Below are 19,384 nucleotides of genomic sequence, written 5' to 3'. Positions count from 1 at the left end.
TACTTTCCTAAAGCTTGTATTACTCATGTTGCCAGCACTTTCCACTTACATTCTTTGTCATTCGCCGACAACGGTTACCTGTAGTTTTGGCTCTGACTGAGCATTGTTTTGACACAACATTTTTTTCGATCCTTGGAGGTTCAATGATTTTGCTCTTTTCAATTTCAATTTCTTTCCGTGTTACGGTAGTGGTTGGTTTGCAAACTTTGCATGGTTCATAGCCCCGCTCTTTGGCATCAATCAATGCAATGGGATATTTGCTATGGCTTAAATATTGGCAGGTTTCATCATGGTATTTGCTACCGGTTTTGGTGATATATACAGCCTGGGCATCTGCTGTTTTTACAAAGAGAATAGTAAGAACAGTCAGCAGCATTAAATACTTGATGAGCTTTTTCATGGTGGGCGCTTTTGATCGTGATTAGCTTAATTTAGTCATTTTCAGGCTTTGCTTCTCATTTTTTTAATCAAAAAAGCTATGCCAAAGGCAAGGAGCCGAAGCAGGTTATAAACTACAATGACAGATAGCAACAATACTCCAAAAGCTAAGAAGAAGACCAATCCACCAGAGCTTTTGCCCCAACTTTTTCTAAAGGTCAACCTCGGGAATACCTGTTCTGATGGAAAAACCACGAGAACCTACCGTGCCAAATTTGGTGCGCTTGCTGTAGGAAACTCCCGTCTTGCTAAAATTCAAATGGGAGCCTTTGCCCAGGTTTACCCTTCGTTGATATCGAAAGCTCATAACTCCGCTATAGCTGCTTCAACTTTATCCACAAAACTTTCCACAGACTGCTCACCCATGCCTTTGGTATGAAACACCAAGCGAGAGCTGGCTGAAGAAATGGTAACAACGTGTTTCCTCGAACTTAAAAACAAGGCTGCTAAAATTCCGGCCGAGAACAGCGCAAGAATAGCAATCTCCGTCTCAGAATTGCTCAAAATAACTATTCCTTCCAACCCAGTTATTACAGCAAGTATGATTAACAACGGGTGGCTGGTATATTTTATATCAATGCTACTAATCTGTTTCAACATGATACTGGTTAGTTCTTTCTTATCCTGATAGCGGAGCCTATGTGTAGTAAGTACAACCACCTCTGACTCCGACTTTACGAGTATGGATTCGTTTTTAAAGAGATTCATTTTTAATGGTTTTCAATTTACTACAAGAAAGAGCAATGGCTTAAGTATATTGAATTATGTTTCCCAAGGACTGGGTTTACTTTCCCAGTGAGTAGAAACCGTCAATCTTCAAGGCCTGCAAAAACCCATTTGTCTTCTTCCTTTTTAAACTTGTAAGTTTCAGTAGGCATAAAGCCAAGCAATACCGTCTCTTTTCTTTTCATCCAATCAGAGCGCTTGGAATACGTAAGGGCTACGGACAGGTATCGAATATAATTTTGATAAATTACTTCTACCAGGTAGGTGTAGTCATCAACTTTATTTTCATCCACAATTTGATAATCTGCGGGCTGAGTGTTAATGAAGATATATTTTACGTCAAGGGTGTGCGGGCTGGGTTTATGGTTGATTAAATAAATATCAGGTTGCTCAAAGCCGTAAGCATTTTCCGGTGTCAGCAAATCCAGATTTTTATCCACAGCTGGTTCCACATTTTTCTTAAAGTTGAATTTTGCATAACCGGTCCCGAAAAAGTACTCATTGCGGTAGTGCGCTTTAATTCTATTATACCGGTCATAAAAGTTACTAATTGTTTCAAGGCTTGCTCCATCTCCTTCGCTGTTTTGTAGTTCAACTTGGTGATCAGTCATGATCTCAGTCTGGAAGGTACGGATACGATCTTTTATTGAGGTATTAATTTGTGCATCGGAAGGAAGATCTCTGATGAGGAAAAACCAAATGGCTACTGCTGATAATAACAAGAAAGTAAAGGTACCAGTATAAACTTCTGTAGATGTAGATTTTGACACAGGCTTAGACTGTACTTTTTGTTCCTTTTTGATTTCTCTCACCAAACGGTCTACTACATATTCCAACCCCTTTTTAGTGTTTAGCGCTGTATATTTTGCCAGCTGGCCATCATATTTTTCAATATCCTTTTCGTCTATATTGTGCCATACCGTAAATATCCTTGCTTTTTCTTTTGCCCATAACGCATGAAATTCTCTCTGTGGCCACTCTCGTCCAAGGTAATTTAGGGTAATTACCAATATACCATGCTTTGATTTAATTAACCCCTCCCTTATTGTCTCATCCAACTTCTTCCCTGCAATTAAACGTGTACTGGAACACCAGACTTTTATACCTGCTTCTTCCAGTTTATCAACAAGTGGAGTTACTATATCAATCTGATCACTTACAGCGTGAGAGATAAATACATCATATTCTTTATTATCTGAGGGCATAAAATTTTATTTTTTTGCCTCATTTTAAAATTCGTAACTACAGTTTCCAAAATCAATTTCCGATCAAAAGGATCTGGTTTCCAAAAGTTTCATTTGATCAGGTTAAAATAACTCATTACATCATCGCGATAGCTTTTGCTCATCTGCACTTCGTGCTTATCCCCAAGCTTGATCATGTTGCCATCAATACCAGTTACGCGATTAATATTCACGATATGTTTTCTGCTGACCTTTATAAATTCAGAGCTGTTGAGCTGATCAGAAATAATCCTCATGTTATTCGAAAGTTTATATTCCTGCTCGTCTGTCATTACTGAACTATAGGCACGGTCAGCTTCCAGGTAAATGATATCTTCATAAGGGATCATTTTCGATTTCTGATTATCTATCCTTATAAATATGCGGTCTTTCAGTTTAGTAGATGAAGCTTTCTTTTCCGGCCTGCCGGCATTTACAAATGCTATTTCAAGAGCCCTTAGCAAGTCTGCCGTTCTGAAAGGTTTGGATAAATAGTTAGCAGGAAAAGTTTTTTTTGCGCGGTCTACTGTATCACTATCGGTATGGTCAGAAAGGTATATGATGGGAATATCATGCTTTTGCCTGATCTTCTCTGCCGTAGCAATCCCGTCCAGCTCACCGGCCAAATGAATATCCATCAAGATCAGGTCAGGCAATGTTTTATTCACAATGTCAATGGCATCTTCTCCACTAACTACTGTTTCCAGTACATCAAAATCATGATCTGTCAATATTGTCTTCAGGTTTTGGGCTATTAGAAGTTGATCTTCAACGATTAAAACAGAAATTTTTTCCATGGGTGGTTAATTTAATGGCATTAATAAATAGAGTTTGGTTTTATTTGAAGTATCCCATTTAATAGTTGCATTCAATTGCCGGCTCAATGTTTCTATAATATTCAGTCCCATTGAACTTTCAAATTTGTCTGGCTTCTCGAAACCGGGGCCGTTGTCTTCTACACACAGATGTAATTGAGCTTTCTCTATATGTAAGATTACTTTAAGAACCGGGCTTTCTGTAGCTGGAAAAGCATATTTGAAGGAATTACTAACCAATTCATTGACGATCAATCCTACAGGTATCACTTTATCCACATCCAGTTCAATAGGTTGTATGTCTACCCGAATAGAATCACTTTCCGTTTGATCGTAGCCATAGCTATCGGCAAGTTGGCTGATTAGATCATTAAGATAGTCGTAAGTGTTAACTGATCTGCTTTCCGTTTTTCTGTAAAGCTTCTGGTGAATGATAGCCATAGCATTGATGCGGTTCTCTCCACTTCGCACCGCCTCCAGGGCACCTGCATCTGTTATGGTACGAGATTGAAGGCTAAAGATATTGGAAAGAAGCTGTAGGTTGTTTTTGACTCGGTGATGCAGTTCTTGCATGAGAAGTTGAATTTGCTTCTTGTTACGGTTCTCTGAACGGAATTTAGTATATATAGATAGCCCTATTACAAGAACCAGAACAACTGAAATGCCCAGGATGATGATCCATAGACGGCTCAAATCTATTTCAGCCTTTTGTAACTCTCGTTCAGTTTCCAGCATGGCTATGGATTGTTCTTTCTTTTCGGTCTCGTACTTAGTTTGCATTTCAATGAGGCGCTGTACTTTTTCACCATTAAGCAGGCTGTCTCTAACAGCCATTAATTCCTTGGCACAGTCGAGGGACTTATCATAGTGGCCGAGCTGCTCGTAGGCAGCCATACGAAAGTTGAGGTTATCTTCTCTCTCGGATAAAAAGCCTCCCTCCTTTATCAAGGCAAGTGCTGAATCCAGATAGAGAAGGGATTTTTGTGGTTGGTTGAGCAGGTTATGCACATTGGCCAAATTATTATAAGTAATCGCTCGACCACTTTTATCATAAACTGATCTCAGAATTCGTGATCTTTCCAAATAAGCTTTTGCTTCCGTAATCTGATCAAGATTGATCAATACACCACCAATATTATTGAGGGTACTCGCAACAAGTGATTGATCGTCTAATTGTTCTTTTATTTTTAATGATAGATTGAGATACAATAAAGCACTATCATACTCTTCCAGATTTCGATAAATTGTCCCAATATTATTTAGGGAAGAAGCTATTTCGTTTTGGATATTTAATGATTTTCGCATTGAAAGTGCTTTTCTATGATAAGCTATGGCATTATCATAATCTTCCTGACTGGCATAAATACTTCCAATGGTATTATAACAAGCTCCTAATGATGGTGTGTTTCCCAGAGGATCTAGTAATCTGACCGCAATTAGCAGGTTTTCCAAAGCCAGAGAATAAGAGCCAATTTGATTATAGACCATTCCCAAATTGGTAAGCGACGATGCTATATTAGTAGTGTCATTTTGATTTCGATAATATTTGATAGCTACTTTATAGTGAAAAATACTGCTATCAATTTTTCCTGTTTTGTTGAAAACAGTCCCGAGGTTGTTGTGTGTAAAGGCCATACCAATTTCATAGCTTTTCTCTGCATAGCCAGTGAGACATTTTTGGTAATAGGAAATAGCACTGTCATATAATCTATTCTGCTGATAAGTTTGGGCAATTTGGTAAAAAATCTGTTCGTGATTTGAAGTAGTTGTATCTAAGGGTTTCTTCAGATTAACAATTAAAGTATTATCTGAAACCTGAGCATGCAGTACAGAAGAGATGAATAAAGTCAGAGCGAGGCAGCGCAACATACTTTGGTTTTCTATATTTTAAAATTGTAGATTAATATAAAAAAAAACCACCCCTATCGGAATGGTTTTTTCATTTGTTTAAACATTAATTAAATGTTAAGTGTGTCTCCACCTTCAGTACTTTGCCCTGGCGGGGGTGGTGGTGGTGGTAAAACGATTGGATCATCATCCTCATCATCACCTCCTCCCAAAGGCCCAACAACATCTTCATTACAGGCAAAGGCAAAAGCGCCAAAAATTAAAGTAAGTATTGAAAAATATTTTATCCGTTTCATTTTAAAATAGTTAAAGGTTTGGAAATGGGCCGAGGCAGGATTGGATAGGTAACACGATTCCCGTTCTTGAAATCGGTCAGATTTCAAGTCATTGAAAATCAAAATGTTATTCTACATACTACTGGCCTCAGCCATTAAGTGTGAGAGGAGCCTTGCCGTGTGGATAAATGCCGCGTGACTCTCACATCCAGACTTTATTCATCCATTTGGTTCGACTAAATGAAGCACCTTCGCGAGTGATGCTTCGGGATAGTTGATCAATTATCTATTACAAAGATGGGGATTGCATAAGCGCTTTCTTAACCCTACTTTTTCCGTAGTTCTTTTTTTTCTACTTTAACTACACGATTTTAAACCGTATCTCTTTTATGAATCTCGAAGTGCCAGTACAAGATCTTGAATTGATGTTCAAGCACCTTAGTGACCATTTTAAAGTGAAGCTTGATAAAGCTGGGTTCCTAACTATTGCAGATGCAATTAAGGATGTTGATTATCGATACTTAAGTGAAAAACTTTATGGGCAAATGACTGAGGCTAACAAAAACAGTGTTGAGGAAATTAATCTGCGATTAGAAAAATTAAATACAATAGTAAAACACATTGGCTTCGGGAATTTTATAGATTTTCAGAACTACTTAAAAATTGATCCGCTGCTTTTACAATATGTTGGTAACTATTATTCTTTGATAAGAAAAAATGCACGTGAAACGGAAATACTGCAGTCACCGGTAAAAATACAGCGTATGGGGCATTTAGTCAGGTTAACATTAATAGGTCAGGATCGTGTTTATTTTGGAGATTTGGAAATTCAGGACGGATGTATGACTTGCCTCATGAGATCAAAGGAACGAGACAAGTCTTTTTACCATGTTTACAAAGTTGGTAAAATAAAAAACCCCCGCATTATGCAGGGGATCTTTGCAGGAGCGTCCTCTTTTGATGAGCCTATCGGGGGCAGATGCATTCTGTTAAAGCAGGAAGAGGAGTTTACGAATTTGGTTAACAAAAAAATCAATATGATAGCACTAAAAAGTGGCGATAACAACAACTATAAACAGCTAACCTCCTACTTTGAAAGATATGAGGAGAACAACTTGAAACTAGGTGTTATGGATGACTTCAGTATTTAGATTATTAATGAAGCTTTTTCACACTCCTTCGTATATCTTATCAATTTCATACTGATAGTGTTGTTTAATAATTTTGCGCTTTAAGCTCAACTTAGGGGTCATCTCACCTTTTTCAATAGACCATGGCTGCGCTAGCAGCCGGAATTTTTTTATTTTTTCATATTGGGCGAATTCCTCGTTGGCATGATCGACTTCCTCCTGATATTTCTGAATGATTTTCTCATTCAGGATCATTTCAGCAGGTGTGGTGTAAGTGATATGATGTCGGTGGCAATAATCTTCCATCTTTTCAAAGTTAGGAACAATTAAAGCCGCAGGAAATTTTCTGGATTCACCTACAACCATTACCTGGTCTATCATCAATGATTCCACCATTTTATTCTCTATCGGCTGTGGAGCAATATATTTTCCACCGGAAGTTTTGAACATTTCCTTTTTGCGATCAGTAACCTTCAAAAACTTACCGTCTACAATTTCACCTATATCTCCGGTGTGAAACCAGCCATCCTGATCAATAACTTCTGCAGTGGCTTCTGGTCTTTTGTAGTAACCCATCATTACATTGTCACCTTTAGCCAAAATCTCACCATCCTCAGCTATTTTAACCTGTACACCTTTTAGCATAGGACCAACACATCCAATTTTTATGGCATCTAGTCGACTGAAACTTATACCAGGTGAGGTTTCCGTAAGACCATAGGCTTCCAGCACTTTCACCTGTGCAGCCCAGAAAATATTTGCCAGGCTGGGTTGTAGAGCTGCTCCTCCTGAAATGATGAACTGTACATTTCCTCCCAAGGCTTCACGCCATTTGTTGAATATAATTTTGTTGGCCAGCTTAAGTTGAAAGTTAAACCATGCCCCTTGGTTCTTACCTAATTCAAATTTCTTGGCAAGCTCTAATGCCCAAAAGAATAAGGACTTCTTCAAACCATGTAGTTCATAACCTTTACTGACGATCTTCTCATAAACTTTTTCCAGTAGTCTTGGAACAGTGGCAAAAAAGTGAGGTTTTACTTCTTTCAGATTCTCACCAAGAGTATCCATACTTTCTGCATAATAGATGGATACACCCATTTGCATATAAGTGTAAAGAGCCGTTCTCTCAAAAATATGGCTCAATGGCAAAAAGCTGATTGTACGATGCTCAGGTCCACCTATAGCAAAAGCATCGCAAACAGAATCTGCATTGGACAAAATATTTTTGTGCGAAAGCATAACTCCCTTCGGGCTGCCTGTTGTACCTGAAGTGTAAATTATTGTCGCGAGATCTTCATAAGTTATCGATGCTCTCAGATCTTTTATTTTGAGAAGCGACTGTTCCGTAACCGGCTTCATCATTCGCTTCCAAAAAGACGCTGCTTCTATTTCATCAAAACAATAGACCTGGAGCTCATGCTCCAGCGACTGTTTTGCTTCATTTATTTTTGCCGTTACTTCAAAATCACCTGTAAAGACAAGCTTAACCTCTGCATGTTGCATTATAAATGCATAATCATCGGCTGTTGAGTTTGGGTACATAGGAACATTTATGGCCCCAATCTGCAATATCGCATAGTCTGCAAAAACCCATTCGGGTCTATTAAATGAAGCTATAGCAATTTTGTCTCCTTCCTTCACTCCCATTTCAAGCAAACCTGTACTTAACTGGTTTACAATTTCAACAATCTCGGAAGTTGAATATTTAACCCAACGACCATCAACTTTATTGGCTAAGGCATCCTGTTTAGGTCTGTCGGCTAATTGAAAATCTAGTACGTCAAAAATTCGGGTTATCTCCATAGGTAAGGTTTTGCAAAAATGGAGCTTAAATTAATCAAATCCTATCAATTTATTATAACTCATTATTTTGCAATTTTCCTTCATGCATATTGTAATCACCTCGCAGCTGTCTAAAACGCTTTCTGGCCTCTGCAACATAAACACTACCTGGATATTTGGTAAGAAAGGTTTTGTATATTTCCATGGCCTTTTGAGGATCATTAAGTTGTCGATCATAGATAGAACCAAGAGTAAAGTAAGCATCATCGCTTAGGATATCAGTATCGTATTCATCTACAATTTTCTGAAGTAGTGAAATGGCTACTTCAAAATGACCCAGTTTCTTTTGTATATCGGCCTCTTTCCATAAAAGCTCATCAGATAAACTATGACCGGCGTATTCTTCACGCATGGCTTGTATGGCGCGAAGCGCCGGCGCGATTTTATTTTGAAAGAGCATCAATTCTATGGCCGCATATTTTTTCATAGCGGTCTCAGTACTATCGAAAGCTATATTATCTTTTATCAATAGGCTTAATGCCATGGCATCGTTAGCTATTTCACGCGTAGTGGCTTGTTTCAGTATATCCAAGTGCTCCTGAGCAAGCTGAAAATCTCCCTTGTAGTACGAGAGTTTTGCATTTCTTAGTTTGGCTTCATAGCCCAGTAGATCCTCCTTGTGAGATTTTTCAACCTGCGAATAGAGCAATGTGGATTCCCATGGCTCTTCAGTCAATATGTAGATATCCCCTAAATCCAGCTTAGATCTGGCCTTAATATCCGGATTAGCACGTGGAGTAGCAATAATCTGTTTCAAGATAGTAATGGCAGAGTCTTTTTCATCCAAATAGAATGCATGCAACAGTGCTTTATTTCGCAAAGCCTCGAGTGTATTTCTGGTAATACCTAACTCGCTGATAAAATTGTTATAGTCATTAATTAGGTTACGTATCTCGCGTTCATCTATAGGATAAGTATTTCTGACGCGTTTCTCATAAGACTTTATCAGATACATTTTTGCTAATAGGTAATTATAAGTACCCGGAAACTCTTTTATGATATAGGTAAATACTTTAATGGCACTGTTGTAGTCATTATTTTCCAGAGCCATTAGACCAATGTTAATACTTCTGCTACCTTCAGTTCTCAGTCTTTTATCAATCGCTCGTGCCTGAATAAATGCACCATAGAAATTCTTTTGTTGAAGATTAACCCAAATAAGTAATTCACCATATATTTCGCTATTTGGTTCGTTCTGGATTTTGTCATAAAGCAACATTTCCAAACTTTGGAGCTCTTCGGGTTTTGCAAGCAGACTTTGAAGTGTATTCTTTACATAGTTCAGGTTAGAAGGGTTTTGACTCACATAATTTAAGTACTCCTGAACCATCAGATCCTTTTCATTCATGATTCGGTAAATATTGGCCATCTCCAGTGCATAGGCATACTGATTATTAATAGCAGTTCGTGCATCCTTAAATGTACGGATAGCCATGTTGGTTAACTGTTTATTTACAAAGTAGTCGGCAGTTATGCGTGTACGGTAGTTATCGTACTTAATCTCATCTATTATGTTATCAAAGTATTTTTGGGATTGTGATTCTTGACCGGAACTTTTCAATAATACTCCGAGATCGAGCTGATAATAGAGATTATTGGGAAAGTTTTTGATCAGGCGCTTAACATATTTTTCGGCCTCCTTGTACTCAGCCAGCTCTACCAACAAAAAGAAATAGTTATTGTGGATAAGTGGTATATTATTCAAATCCCGAGCAAGATCGTCGTATAATTTTTTAGCCTTCTCATATTCACCTTGAGAATAATATTCATTGGCCAACCGGACTTCCTGAGATTGAGCAGTGGCAATCAAAGATATAAATGTAAAAAGAGTAAAGATGAAAAATTTTTTCATAGATCCATTTATTAACAATTCACACAGCTCTATATTATATATTCTATTATATATTAAAGTTATTATTATCTATTATAATGTGGATACGTGGATAAATACTTAATTTATATCTTGTTTTTTTAAGTTGTGGATGTATTGATTGTTTTCTATTAGTTATCCACACTCATTAAATGTTGTAACTTACTGAAAATATGTGAGTTATAAGATGTTAACATTTTGACTTCTTAATTGTGGATAATTATACGGTACTGTATAAGTCTGTGGATTTTATAATTAACAAGTCAACTTAACTTTATTAATCAACAGAAGTTTTTGTTTTTTGACTCAATATTGAGGTTAAGCACATGTTAACTTTAGATTTCCACAGAGTTAATCCACACTTATCCACATCAAAATGATATAACGTTTGGCCCTAACTCCCAGTTTGCTCTTAGTGTAAGTATTTCGTTTCCTTCGCTATTTTTATAGAAAATAACGGGTTCTGGTTCTTGATTATTCTTTACATTACCTGAATCCCAAATTCCATTAAGATTACTATCCACAAGTATTCTTATCCTATATTCACTTGGTTCAATATTTTTAAATTGAAAGGTTTTGCCGTTTACTTCTTCAGCTATGACTTCATATTTAGAATTGATAAGCTGTACAAAGTAATGTTTGTAATCAGTTTGTATATCCATTAGTAGGACTCCTAACTCCTCTGGTTTAACGAAAGAGAGCTTTTCCTTTATCCTTTTGCTTGAATCTGATTCAGCACTAATGAAGGTTGAAGGTGCCGCATAAAAATGTGGTTGCTGTGGTTCCTCTAGTTTGAGCTTTGTTGAATCCTTATCAGTTGATGGCTTTTTATTTATTAGCTGGTTGTCTTTATCAGTTTCATTTACTGATTGTCTTAAATCTGATATATTTCTTCGGTTAGCTTTAAGAGTGTCTGCGTTAGAAGATGGTTTTTGTGTGTTTCTATTTCGTGATGCTATGTTTTCTGGCTTACTAATAAATAATGCTGGATCGATGTCGTACGTCAATGTAACCTCGTCTCGGTGTTGGTTCCAATTCAAATCTTTTGATTTAAAGTATACAATGTTGGCGCTATCGAGATAAAGATAGATACTGTCATAGTTTATCTTTTTTACAGGCTTATTGAATTTCAACTCAGCTTTAAATACTGGAGTTTTAGTTATGATTGTCGGGATAGTAGATATTGCTGTAAAGTCTGCAGGTTTGCGTTGGGTGGCTTCAAATTTGATTTTAATTGTATCTGTTATTTCATTGAAAAGTGAATCTTTTGCTAGTATTGATATGGCTATACTGTCCTGATATTTTATATCATTAAATAGTTGTATGGTGTTGTGTGTTTTATCTGTATAGTTGCTATATAGATGCACTGTTGAATCTAAGCTGTTTATATTGTAGTCTATTAGATGTTTGTTGTATTTGATACTATAGGTGGTACCCGAAGGTCTTGAACTTTGTAGCTCAACATCTCTAACATCCAATAGTTGTATGGGAATATCTATTTTAGAAAAATTACTATCTAAATGAATGTTTTCTGAAATAAATCCATACTTTTCAGATTTACTTTCTAGAGTTAGATTTTTATTTTTATCTTGCAAGGCATATATTTTATATACTGAGTTCTTTAGGTTTTCTATATTATATATACCTTGTGAATTCGTTTTAGTATAGTAAACAGGCGGGCTATTGAATATATCTAGTGTATCTTTTGCGTCATATATCGCGATGGTAATATCTTGAGCCTTACGATTGGTCATAAGGTCATATACATAACCAGATATGCTTAGTGAGTCAAGATAGCTACCTGTACTAAATGCTAGTTTAAGTGTATCTGCTGGGTTACCTTCAGTTAGGTCTTTGATTCCTTCACGAAAGTTGATGGAGTATGTAGTACTGTCATCAAGAGGTTTTTCAAACCGAATAATTACCTTGTTCTTTTTATATTTGATGTCGTATTCATCTTTAATTCTTGGTGTTATCAGAAACTGTTCTTTTGGATTATCGGTCTTTATTAGTTCATCAAAGGTAAGTATGATCTCATTACCTTGAAAGTTCAACTCTCCTTGATTGGGTATGGATGATACCAGGACTGGAGGAGTTTCATCTTTGTCACCTCCGGTTGGCGCTGTTTGATTGGCACAAGCTGATATGAGAGCTATATTTAATACTAAGAGTATGAAAATAATTCGATTCATTTTTTAGTTAGTATGTATATTAAACTTGAGTAGTTAAGATTATTGCTTTTGGCTTTCATGTTAGAAATAAATCCTCGATAAGGTGCTTTAATGTATTTTAATATGCCAGTCCCTTTATATGATTCACTTAATAAACTGACATAATATGCATCTAGAGACATGGGTAATATCTTATTAACTTTTAGCTGATATTTATCTGCAAGTTGAGTCATTGCAGTTTGATCGAAATGATACAAGTGACGAGGAACATCATAAGCAGCCCAATATTTTTTATAGTGTTGTGCATCATGACTTTTGTAATTAGGTACAGCAATTATAAGCTTACCATCTTTTTTAACTTTGCACAGCAATTGTTGAAAGAATTCATTTAGATTAGGAATGTGTTCCAATACATGCCACATGGATATTAAGTCATACTGTGTTTCATTTATATTGGATATATCATCCACTATATCAATACCCGTTTTTTGTGCTGCTATTGTACGTGCTTTACTATCTGGTTCAACACCTTTAATGCTCCATCCATCTTGTTGACATGCTGTAATGAAATGACCGGTTCCGCAACCAATGTCTAGTATTGTTCCTTTTTGGCTTAAGCTATTTACTAGTTTAACTTTCCGTTTGAGAGTGAAATTTCTAGCGAGTTTATAAATAAAGTTAATTGGACTGTTAGATTCATTACTATGTGATATATAGTCTTTAGACTCGTAATATAAATGCAGGTCTTGTGGTCGTGGTCTTGGATTAGTATAAATAAACTTACATTCTGCACAGGCGACCAGGTTGAAGTCTTTACCGGAGACTGTGTAGTCTTTGCACCTTAGATAATTATTAAAACGCCCACTATTACATAGCGGGCAGTTCGTTAGTTTTTCAAACATAATTATTTACTTAAATATACCATCAGTACTGAAACGTCGGCTGGAGACACCCCACTTATTCGTGAGGCCTGACCTATAGTCTGCGGTTTAATAGTTTTTAGTTTTTCTTTTGCTTCTGACGAAAGTGCTTTGATTTGATCGTAGTCAAAGTCCTTTCTTATTTTTTTATCTTCTAGTTGTTCCATCTTATCAGCCAACTGTTTTTCCTTATCTATGTAGTTATCATATTTTATAAGTATCTCAGCTTGTTCTAATACATGCTGATGATATTTGCTTAAATAAGTATTAAGATCGCTGTTCAAAGACTTTAGATGCTGTATGTTTAGTTCTGGTCTTTTTAGAAGGCCTATAACAGGTATTCTTTGTTTGATTGGTGAAGATTTTATACTTGTTAAATTTTCGTTAGCATCTTCCGGTTCTATTCGTTTTTGCTGTAGATCATTTAAAAGCTTTGATACTTCTTTTTTCTTATCTAACATATCTTTTAATCTCGTATCTGTAGCTAACCCTAAAGCATGACCCTTTTCAGTTAATCTTATATCGGCATTGTCTTGGCGTAGTAATATCCTAAATTCCGCACGAGAAGTAAACATACGGTATGGTTCTTTAGTCCCTTTGTTGATAAGATCATCAATAAGTACACCAATATATGCTTCAGATCTTTTTAGTATAAAAGGTTCGGTATCATTGATCTTGTTATGAGCATTAATTCCTGCCATTAGTCCTTGACAGGCAGCTTCTTCATAACCTGTTGTTCCGTTTATCTGCCCTGCAAAATATAGGTTGTCTATTAGTTTTGTTTCTAGCGTTAAGTTAAGTTGTGTTGGTGGAAAGTAATCATACTCTATAGCATAGCCGGGCCTGAACATTTTAGCATTTTCAAAACCTGCTATTTGGCGCATAGCTTTATATTGAACATCTTCTGGTAAGGATGTAGAAAAGCCGTTGACATATATTTCTACTGTATTCCATCCTTCTGGTTCTACAAATATTTGATGTCTATCTCTTTCAGCGAAGCGATTAATTTTATCTTCAATTGATGGACAATAACGTGGGCCTACACCTTGAATACGGCCATTGAACATGGGAGATTTATCGAAACCTGTTTGAAGTATTTCATGCACATCATTATTGGTGTATGTTATAAAGCAGCTCTTTTGATTCTCTAAGGGTTTTGTCAATGAACTATATGAAAATTTTTCAGGGTTTTCATCGCCTCGTTGTTCTTCCATTTTACTATAGTCAAGCGATCTACCATCCACTCTTGGAGGCGTACCTGTTTTCATGCGACCTGCTTCAAAACCTAAAGAAATAAGTTGTTCAGTAATACCTTTGGCAGCATGCTCACCAGTTCTTCCGCCTCCAAATTGTTTTTCTCCTATATGTATGATACCATTGAGAAAGGTTCCATTAGTTAGTACTACAGCTTTGGCCTTAATATTAATACCCATACCTGTAGTAATACCCGTTACTTTATTGCTTTGTACCGTAACCCCTGTTACCATTTCTTGCCAAAAATCTACATTAGGAGTATTTTCTAGTGTTAGCCGCCATTCTTCAGCAAATCTCATTCGATCATTTTGTGTTCTAGGGCTCCACATGGCAGGACCTTTGGACTTGTTTAGCATTCTAAACTGAATCATTGATTTGTCAGATATTATTCCTGACATTCCTCCAAGTGCATCTATCTCTCGTACGATTTGACCTTTTGCTACGCCACCCATAGCAGGATTGCATGACATTTGAGCAATCGTATTCATATTCATGGTAGCTAATAAAACTTTGGATCCCATTTTAGCTGCTGCATGTGCAGCTTCACATCCGGCATGGCCTGCCCCTACTACTATAACATCATATTCCGGGAACATATTCTAATATTTTATTGAGTGTTCCACGTGGAACACTTAGTTAAATTTATAATCTTAAATATTGGTATTGATACTGGTTGTGCAACTGTTCCACGTGGAACAGTTGAGTTGTTGTATTAAGGTCGCAAAGATAAACAAGCTTCTTCTTTTTTACGCATCTCATCTTTTTCTATGGAGGTCTTGTCTTTGTATCCTATTAAGTGCAAAACGCCATGTATTAATACACGGGCTAGTTCGTCATCGAAATGAGAATTTGTTTGTGCTGCATTGTCTTGTACCCTGTCTATGCTTATGAATATATCACCCTCTATTTGATTCTCTTCATCTGAATTGTCAAACGTGATGATATCGGTATACGTATCATGATTTAAGTACTCGATATTCATTTGATATAAGTATTCGTCTGAACAGAATATGTAGTTTAACTCTTGTAGTGTAAATCCTTCTTTACTTATGATTGTTTTTATCCAGTCTGTAGTAAGGATTTCATTGTTTAATTTGAAGTCTATATCTTCTTGAAAGAAATTAACAGCTTGCATTAGTTTATATAGAAGTTTAATTCTACTACTTTACCATCTTCCATGAAAGTTACTTCATCGGAGAGATGTTTCATGAGGAATATTCCTCTGCCACCAGGTTTTTCTAAGTTCTCTGGTGCCGTAGGATCGGGTAGGTTTTTGTAGTCAAAGCCTCTTCCTTCATCACTTATTGTAAATCTGATCTGGCTGTCTTGTAATGATAATGATAATGCAACATTCTTTGATTTATCATGTTGGTTTCCATGCTTGATGGCATTGTTGACAGCTTCTGTTACGGCTATCATTATATTGCCATAGATATCATCATCAAGCTGAAACTTTTCCTTCGCATTATCAATAAAGCTCTCGATCATTCGGATGTTCTCTGCAAGGGAAGGGATCTGAATTTTAATGGTGTTCATTCTGATTTAGTTATTAGATTCTTTTCCTAGTCTTTTAAAGTATTCGTTAACTTCCTTTTTATAATATGGATACAATTTAGGAGGTATAGTTTTTAGTAGCTCTATCTCCTGTTCTTTCATTTTAAAATATTCTTCAAAGGCCTTAGGAAGAGCCTTTTCATAGTCTTTAGCGGTTTCACCTTTTCTCTCTTTATCTAGTTCTCTTTCACGCATGGCATTTTCAGCTTCTAAAAGCCTTGTAAGTATTTGACGTTGGCGTTTAATAGTCTCCTGAGTAATTCTCTTATTAACCAAGTCAATTTCTGTTTCTTCCATTTTTTGTGGAATTCCATCTCCTGGTTTTTTTCCACCATCTCCTTCTCCTGCCTTTTCTTGCATTTGTTGTAATGCCTGTCGAATGCGTTCTTGCTCTGCAGCCAGTTTGGCTAGTTCTTCTGATAACTCTCTTCCGGACTTACCACTTTTCTTCAGGTTCTCTATCTTATTATTGAGTTGTTGTTGCAGTTCACTTAGTGATGGACTTTTGTCTTTTCCTTTACCTTTTTGAGGTTTTCCCATGGCATCACTCATGGCATTTTGCATTTGCTGTAGCACATCATCAAGTAAAAGAGCCAGATTATTTATAGATGTCATAGCAAATTGTTGTTCAGAAACTGCTACTGGTTTCTTTCTTTCTTTGATGGCTTCCGTGCTTTTATCCATGTGGTTGTTCATTTTACCTACTTCACGAGTTACAAATGAGGCTATTTGAAATACTCTATTGGCTAATGAAAGCAAGCTATCTTCAACAATTTTTGCATCATCTTTTAGTTTGAGCTGTTGTTGACCCAGTTCTACAAATCTGGGATCACTTTGATTTACTTCAGAGAACTCTTTCATCAACTCTTCCTGATCAAATGATAGCTTAAGTAAGTTATGAACTATATCTCTTAAGTCATCCAGGTTCTCCTGCATCATGGTCATTTCCATGCTGCTTTGCATCTGCTCCATCTGCTTTGCCATTTTTTGCATCTGTTCTTTGGCATTTTGCTGCGATTCCTTTGATTGCTTTCTTTTGTTTTTATCCAGAGATTCTTTAGACTTTTGTTGTTCCCTATCTATGTTTTGTTGTTCCTCTTGTATATCAGGGAGAGATTCCGGGTTTTTTAAGTCTTGGTTGAACTCTTCCAGAGCGTTCATCTGCTCTTTGAATTCTTTAAATTGTTCTTGTAATTCTTGCTGTTTTTCTGATAATTCTTCGTTTTTCTTATTTTTATCTGATGTTTCTTTTATAAGCTGTTCTTGATCATCGATCTGCTCTTTGAGTTCATTTATTGCCTCATTAAGCTTGTAATCAAACTTCATTTTTTTAAATAGCTCCAACGTTCGCTCTAGCTCCTTCTCCAGGTTGTTTTCTTTGTTGTTAAGTTTATCCAATACATCCTGTATATCATTAATTTCACTTTGCTCTTCTAGTAGCTTTTGAAGCTCGTCATAGAGCTTTTTAGTTTCTTCGTCAAGCAGTTCATCCATAAGCTCCTGGAGTTGCTCTACCTTCTCTTTAATGCGCTTATCTTGCTTGGAAAACCGTTCTCTTTTAAGCTCATTACTTCTGTTTTGTTCTTTAAGCTCATCAATCGCCTTATTAAGTTCCTCTCTTTTCTTAATAATGTCTTTGAGTAGGTTTTCATCTTGCCAACTCATCTCCTTTTGGCCCTTGAGTTTCTTTTCAGCCCTTTCTATTTTTTCTTTAAGTTCCTTTGCTTCAGTTATGGTTTTATCGATGTTCTCCTGAGTTTCGCTCGTGGTTTTCTCTATGTCCCGTTTTAACTCTTTTTTTGAAGGCAATCTGAATATATAAGTACCTGTCTTAGACGCTTTGTTGCCGTTGACCCCATCATTGTCCCAGACTTTTAGAAAGTATTTAATAGAAGTGTCTTCAGTCAGTCCCAGGGAATCAAGAAACCACTGATAGTAGTATCGTTGATTCTGAGCACGGGCAATAGGTATGTCTATGGATTTATAAACAGACTCTTTGCTCCCCTGTAGTATTTGATAAAATAGTTTCAGTTTCGTTAAGCCGTAATCATCGGATATATTGCCTCCAAGAGCAATAAATGAGTATAAGGTGGTGTCTGGGTATACATTTAAGTCTATTTGAGGATGCTGATCAGGTATGACCTCAATTTTGTACAGGATTTTTTCCTTATTTTCGCTGTACTTATTTTTGAGATTGATACTATATACTTGAGATTTTTTGAATGTTTTTTCTAGCTCAAATATTGATTTATCAGTAAGCTTAAGCTGATGACTTTCATCAGTTGATTGAAAGTTTACCAATACTTCGTCTGATTGTATAGTTTTTAATTGCCACTTAATTGATGTGCCCTCTGGAATCTGAAGATTGCCAACATTATTAAGTACTTCATTACTTCTACCGAGATAATTGGGATAATGAAGGTAAACATTAAAGCTTCTCAGATTAGGCCTGCTAACCACTTTTATACCATGCTCTCTGGAGGTAAAGCCGGCTGCCTCAAACTGAAATGTTTGATTATTTTGAATCTTTCTGAAAGTGTATGAGAATACATTGGATTCAGCCTTAGACATTTTGATTTTTCTACCATTATTCAAAATATAAGCATTTTCTGGAATGGCCTCACCCCTTAGGTCAAGGGATATCGTGAAATCTTCGTTTTTAAAAGCTAGTAGCTTTTCGTTGAGTATGTTAAAGTTAAATGGAGCTTTAGGGGTAAATTCATTATTAAAATGAATAATTCTGGAAGAACTTGTTGTAATAAAAGCTGGACTTAATACAAGTACCCATGCAATGATGAACAATGGAGCGAACAGATACTTTAAATAACGTTTGTTTTTCTTAATATCAACAGCATCTTTGAAATGATACTTTTTTATTGTTTCTGTTTTCTGGGTAATACTTGCCTCAACAAGCCCTCCTTTCTGTTTTTGTAATTGTATGATATTCAGAAGTTTATCTCCAATTTCAGGAAATATCGATCCAATTTTTAAAGCTGCTTCTTCATTGGTCATCCCATGCTTTTTACTCATCATTCTATACAGTGGCAAAATGACGTATGTTCCCATAGCATAAAAACCGAAAATGATAAATGAGAACAGTAATATGGCTCTTACAACGGAATTAAATCGGAAGGAATATTCAAGGGTATTGAGTATGAGAAATATAGATAGAGTAAGTCCCAGAGAAATTATTAAACCCTTGAGCGTAAGGTTAAGATAATATTTTCTCCTATACGATCTGAGATTAGCGTTAATGTGACGTTCATTGTCTGTCATACACGATTACTACTTGCAGAATATAGATTATACGAATTTAAT

16 protein-coding genes are annotated in these 19,384 nt (G+C 36.3%); 1 reads left to right on the top strand and 15 read right to left on the bottom strand.

Going from position 1 to position 19,384, the window contains the following annotated elements; all coding sequences use genetic code 11:
• Positions 1-19: 19 nt before the first annotated feature.
• The 7 genes from JMN32_RS07240 to JMN32_RS07210 all read right to left on the bottom strand — a co-directional run bounded on the left by JMN32_RS07240 (position 20) and on the right by JMN32_RS07210 (position 5,346).
• The gene (locus JMN32_RS07240; RefSeq protein WP_202855642.1) at positions 20-400 is read right to left on the bottom strand and encodes a hypothetical protein; all 381 of its coding nucleotides are present in this window, start codon (positions 398-400) and stop codon (positions 20-22) included.
• Positions 401-589: 189 nt separating this feature from the next.
• Entirely contained in the window at positions 590-745 is a 156-nt protein-coding gene (locus JMN32_RS27710; RefSeq protein ID WP_202855641.1) for a DUF4236 domain-containing protein, read from the bottom strand.
• A complete protein-coding gene (locus tag JMN32_RS07230) occupies positions 742-1,146 on the bottom strand; it encodes a hypothetical protein (RefSeq protein ID WP_202855640.1) in 405 nt (134 codons plus the stop codon). Before JMN32_RS07230 ends, JMN32_RS27710 begins: the two co-directional genes overlap by 4 nt.
• A gap of 101 nt (positions 1,147-1,247) precedes the next feature.
• Positions 1,248-2,369, bottom strand: a complete 1,122-nt coding sequence (locus JMN32_RS07225) for a toll/interleukin-1 receptor domain-containing protein (protein WP_202855639.1) — start codon at positions 2,367-2,369, stop codon at positions 1,248-1,250.
• A gap of 89 nt (positions 2,370-2,458) precedes the next feature.
• Positions 2,459-3,184, bottom strand: coding sequence for a response regulator (locus JMN32_RS07220; protein ID WP_202855638.1), 726 nt, complete (start codon positions 3,182-3,184; stop codon positions 2,459-2,461).
• Positions 3,185-3,190: 6 nt separating this feature from the next.
• Positions 3,191-5,071 (bottom strand): tetratricopeptide repeat-containing sensor histidine kinase, encoded by a 1,881-nt coding sequence (locus JMN32_RS07215; protein ID WP_202855637.1) that lies wholly within the window; start codon positions 5,069-5,071, stop codon positions 3,191-3,193.
• A gap of 89 nt (positions 5,072-5,160) precedes the next feature.
• Positions 5,161-5,346 (bottom strand): hypothetical protein, encoded by a 186-nt coding sequence (locus JMN32_RS07210; protein WP_202855636.1) that lies wholly within the window; start codon positions 5,344-5,346, stop codon positions 5,161-5,163.
• 368 nt (positions 5,347-5,714) lie between these two features.
• On the opposite strand from JMN32_RS07210, the gene JMN32_RS07205 reads away from it, so the two are divergent.
• On the top strand, positions 5,715-6,476 hold the full coding sequence (locus tag JMN32_RS07205; RefSeq protein ID WP_202855635.1) for a hypothetical protein: 762 nt from the start codon (positions 5,715-5,717) through the stop codon (positions 6,474-6,476).
• A gap of 18 nt (positions 6,477-6,494) precedes the next feature.
• Here the strand turns inward: JMN32_RS07205 and JMN32_RS07200 are convergent, their stop codons facing one another.
• The 8 genes from JMN32_RS07200 to JMN32_RS07165 all read right to left on the bottom strand — a co-directional run bounded on the left by JMN32_RS07200 (position 6,495) and on the right by JMN32_RS07165 (position 19,342).
• Positions 6,495-8,258 (bottom strand): AMP-dependent synthetase/ligase, encoded by a 1,764-nt coding sequence (locus JMN32_RS07200; RefSeq protein ID WP_202855634.1) that lies wholly within the window; start codon positions 8,256-8,258, stop codon positions 6,495-6,497.
• A gap of 52 nt (positions 8,259-8,310) precedes the next feature.
• Positions 8,311-10,149, bottom strand: coding sequence for a tetratricopeptide repeat protein (locus JMN32_RS07195; RefSeq protein ID WP_202855633.1), 1,839 nt, complete (start codon positions 10,147-10,149; stop codon positions 8,311-8,313).
• A gap of 389 nt (positions 10,150-10,538) precedes the next feature.
• Positions 10,539-12,359 carry an Ig-like domain-containing protein gene (locus JMN32_RS07190; protein WP_202855632.1) on the bottom strand — a complete coding sequence of 607 codons (1,821 nt, stop codon included), beginning with the start codon at positions 12,357-12,359 and terminating at the stop codon, positions 10,539-10,541.
• On the bottom strand, positions 12,356-13,240 hold the full coding sequence (locus JMN32_RS07185; RefSeq protein WP_202855631.1) for a class I SAM-dependent methyltransferase: 885 nt from the start codon (positions 13,238-13,240) through the stop codon (positions 12,356-12,358). Before JMN32_RS07185 ends, JMN32_RS07190 begins: the two co-directional genes overlap by 4 nt.
• Positions 13,241-13,242: 2 nt before the next feature.
• Complete coding sequence (mnmG, locus tag JMN32_RS07180; RefSeq protein ID WP_202855630.1) at positions 13,243-15,108, bottom strand: tRNA uridine-5-carboxymethylaminomethyl(34) synthesis enzyme MnmG; 1,866 nt, start codon at positions 15,106-15,108, stop codon at positions 13,243-13,245.
• 116 nt (positions 15,109-15,224) lie between these two features.
• Positions 15,225-15,647, bottom strand: coding sequence for an rRNA maturation RNase YbeY (gene ybeY / locus JMN32_RS07175; protein ID WP_202855629.1), 423 nt, complete (start codon positions 15,645-15,647; stop codon positions 15,225-15,227).
• Positions 15,647-16,048: an ATP-binding protein gene (locus JMN32_RS07170; protein WP_202855628.1), complete on the bottom strand. Its 402-nt coding sequence runs from the start codon at positions 16,046-16,048 to the stop codon at positions 15,647-15,649. The genes ybeY and JMN32_RS07170 overlap by 1 nt, the downstream gene beginning before the upstream one ends.
• A gap of 6 nt (positions 16,049-16,054) precedes the next feature.
• Positions 16,055-19,342 carry a DUF4175 family protein gene (locus tag JMN32_RS07165; protein WP_238354374.1) on the bottom strand — a complete coding sequence of 1,096 codons (3,288 nt, stop codon included), beginning with the start codon at positions 19,340-19,342 and terminating at the stop codon, positions 16,055-16,057.
• Positions 19,343-19,384 lie beyond the last annotated feature (42 nt).

Origin of the sequence: Fulvivirga marina, assembly GCF_016775155.1 — a bacterium.
In the GTDB taxonomy this organism is placed as follows: Bacteria; Bacteroidota; Bacteroidia; order Cytophagales; family Cyclobacteriaceae; genus Fulvivirga; species Fulvivirga marina.
This window is presented reverse-complemented; position numbering and strand designations above follow the sequence as displayed.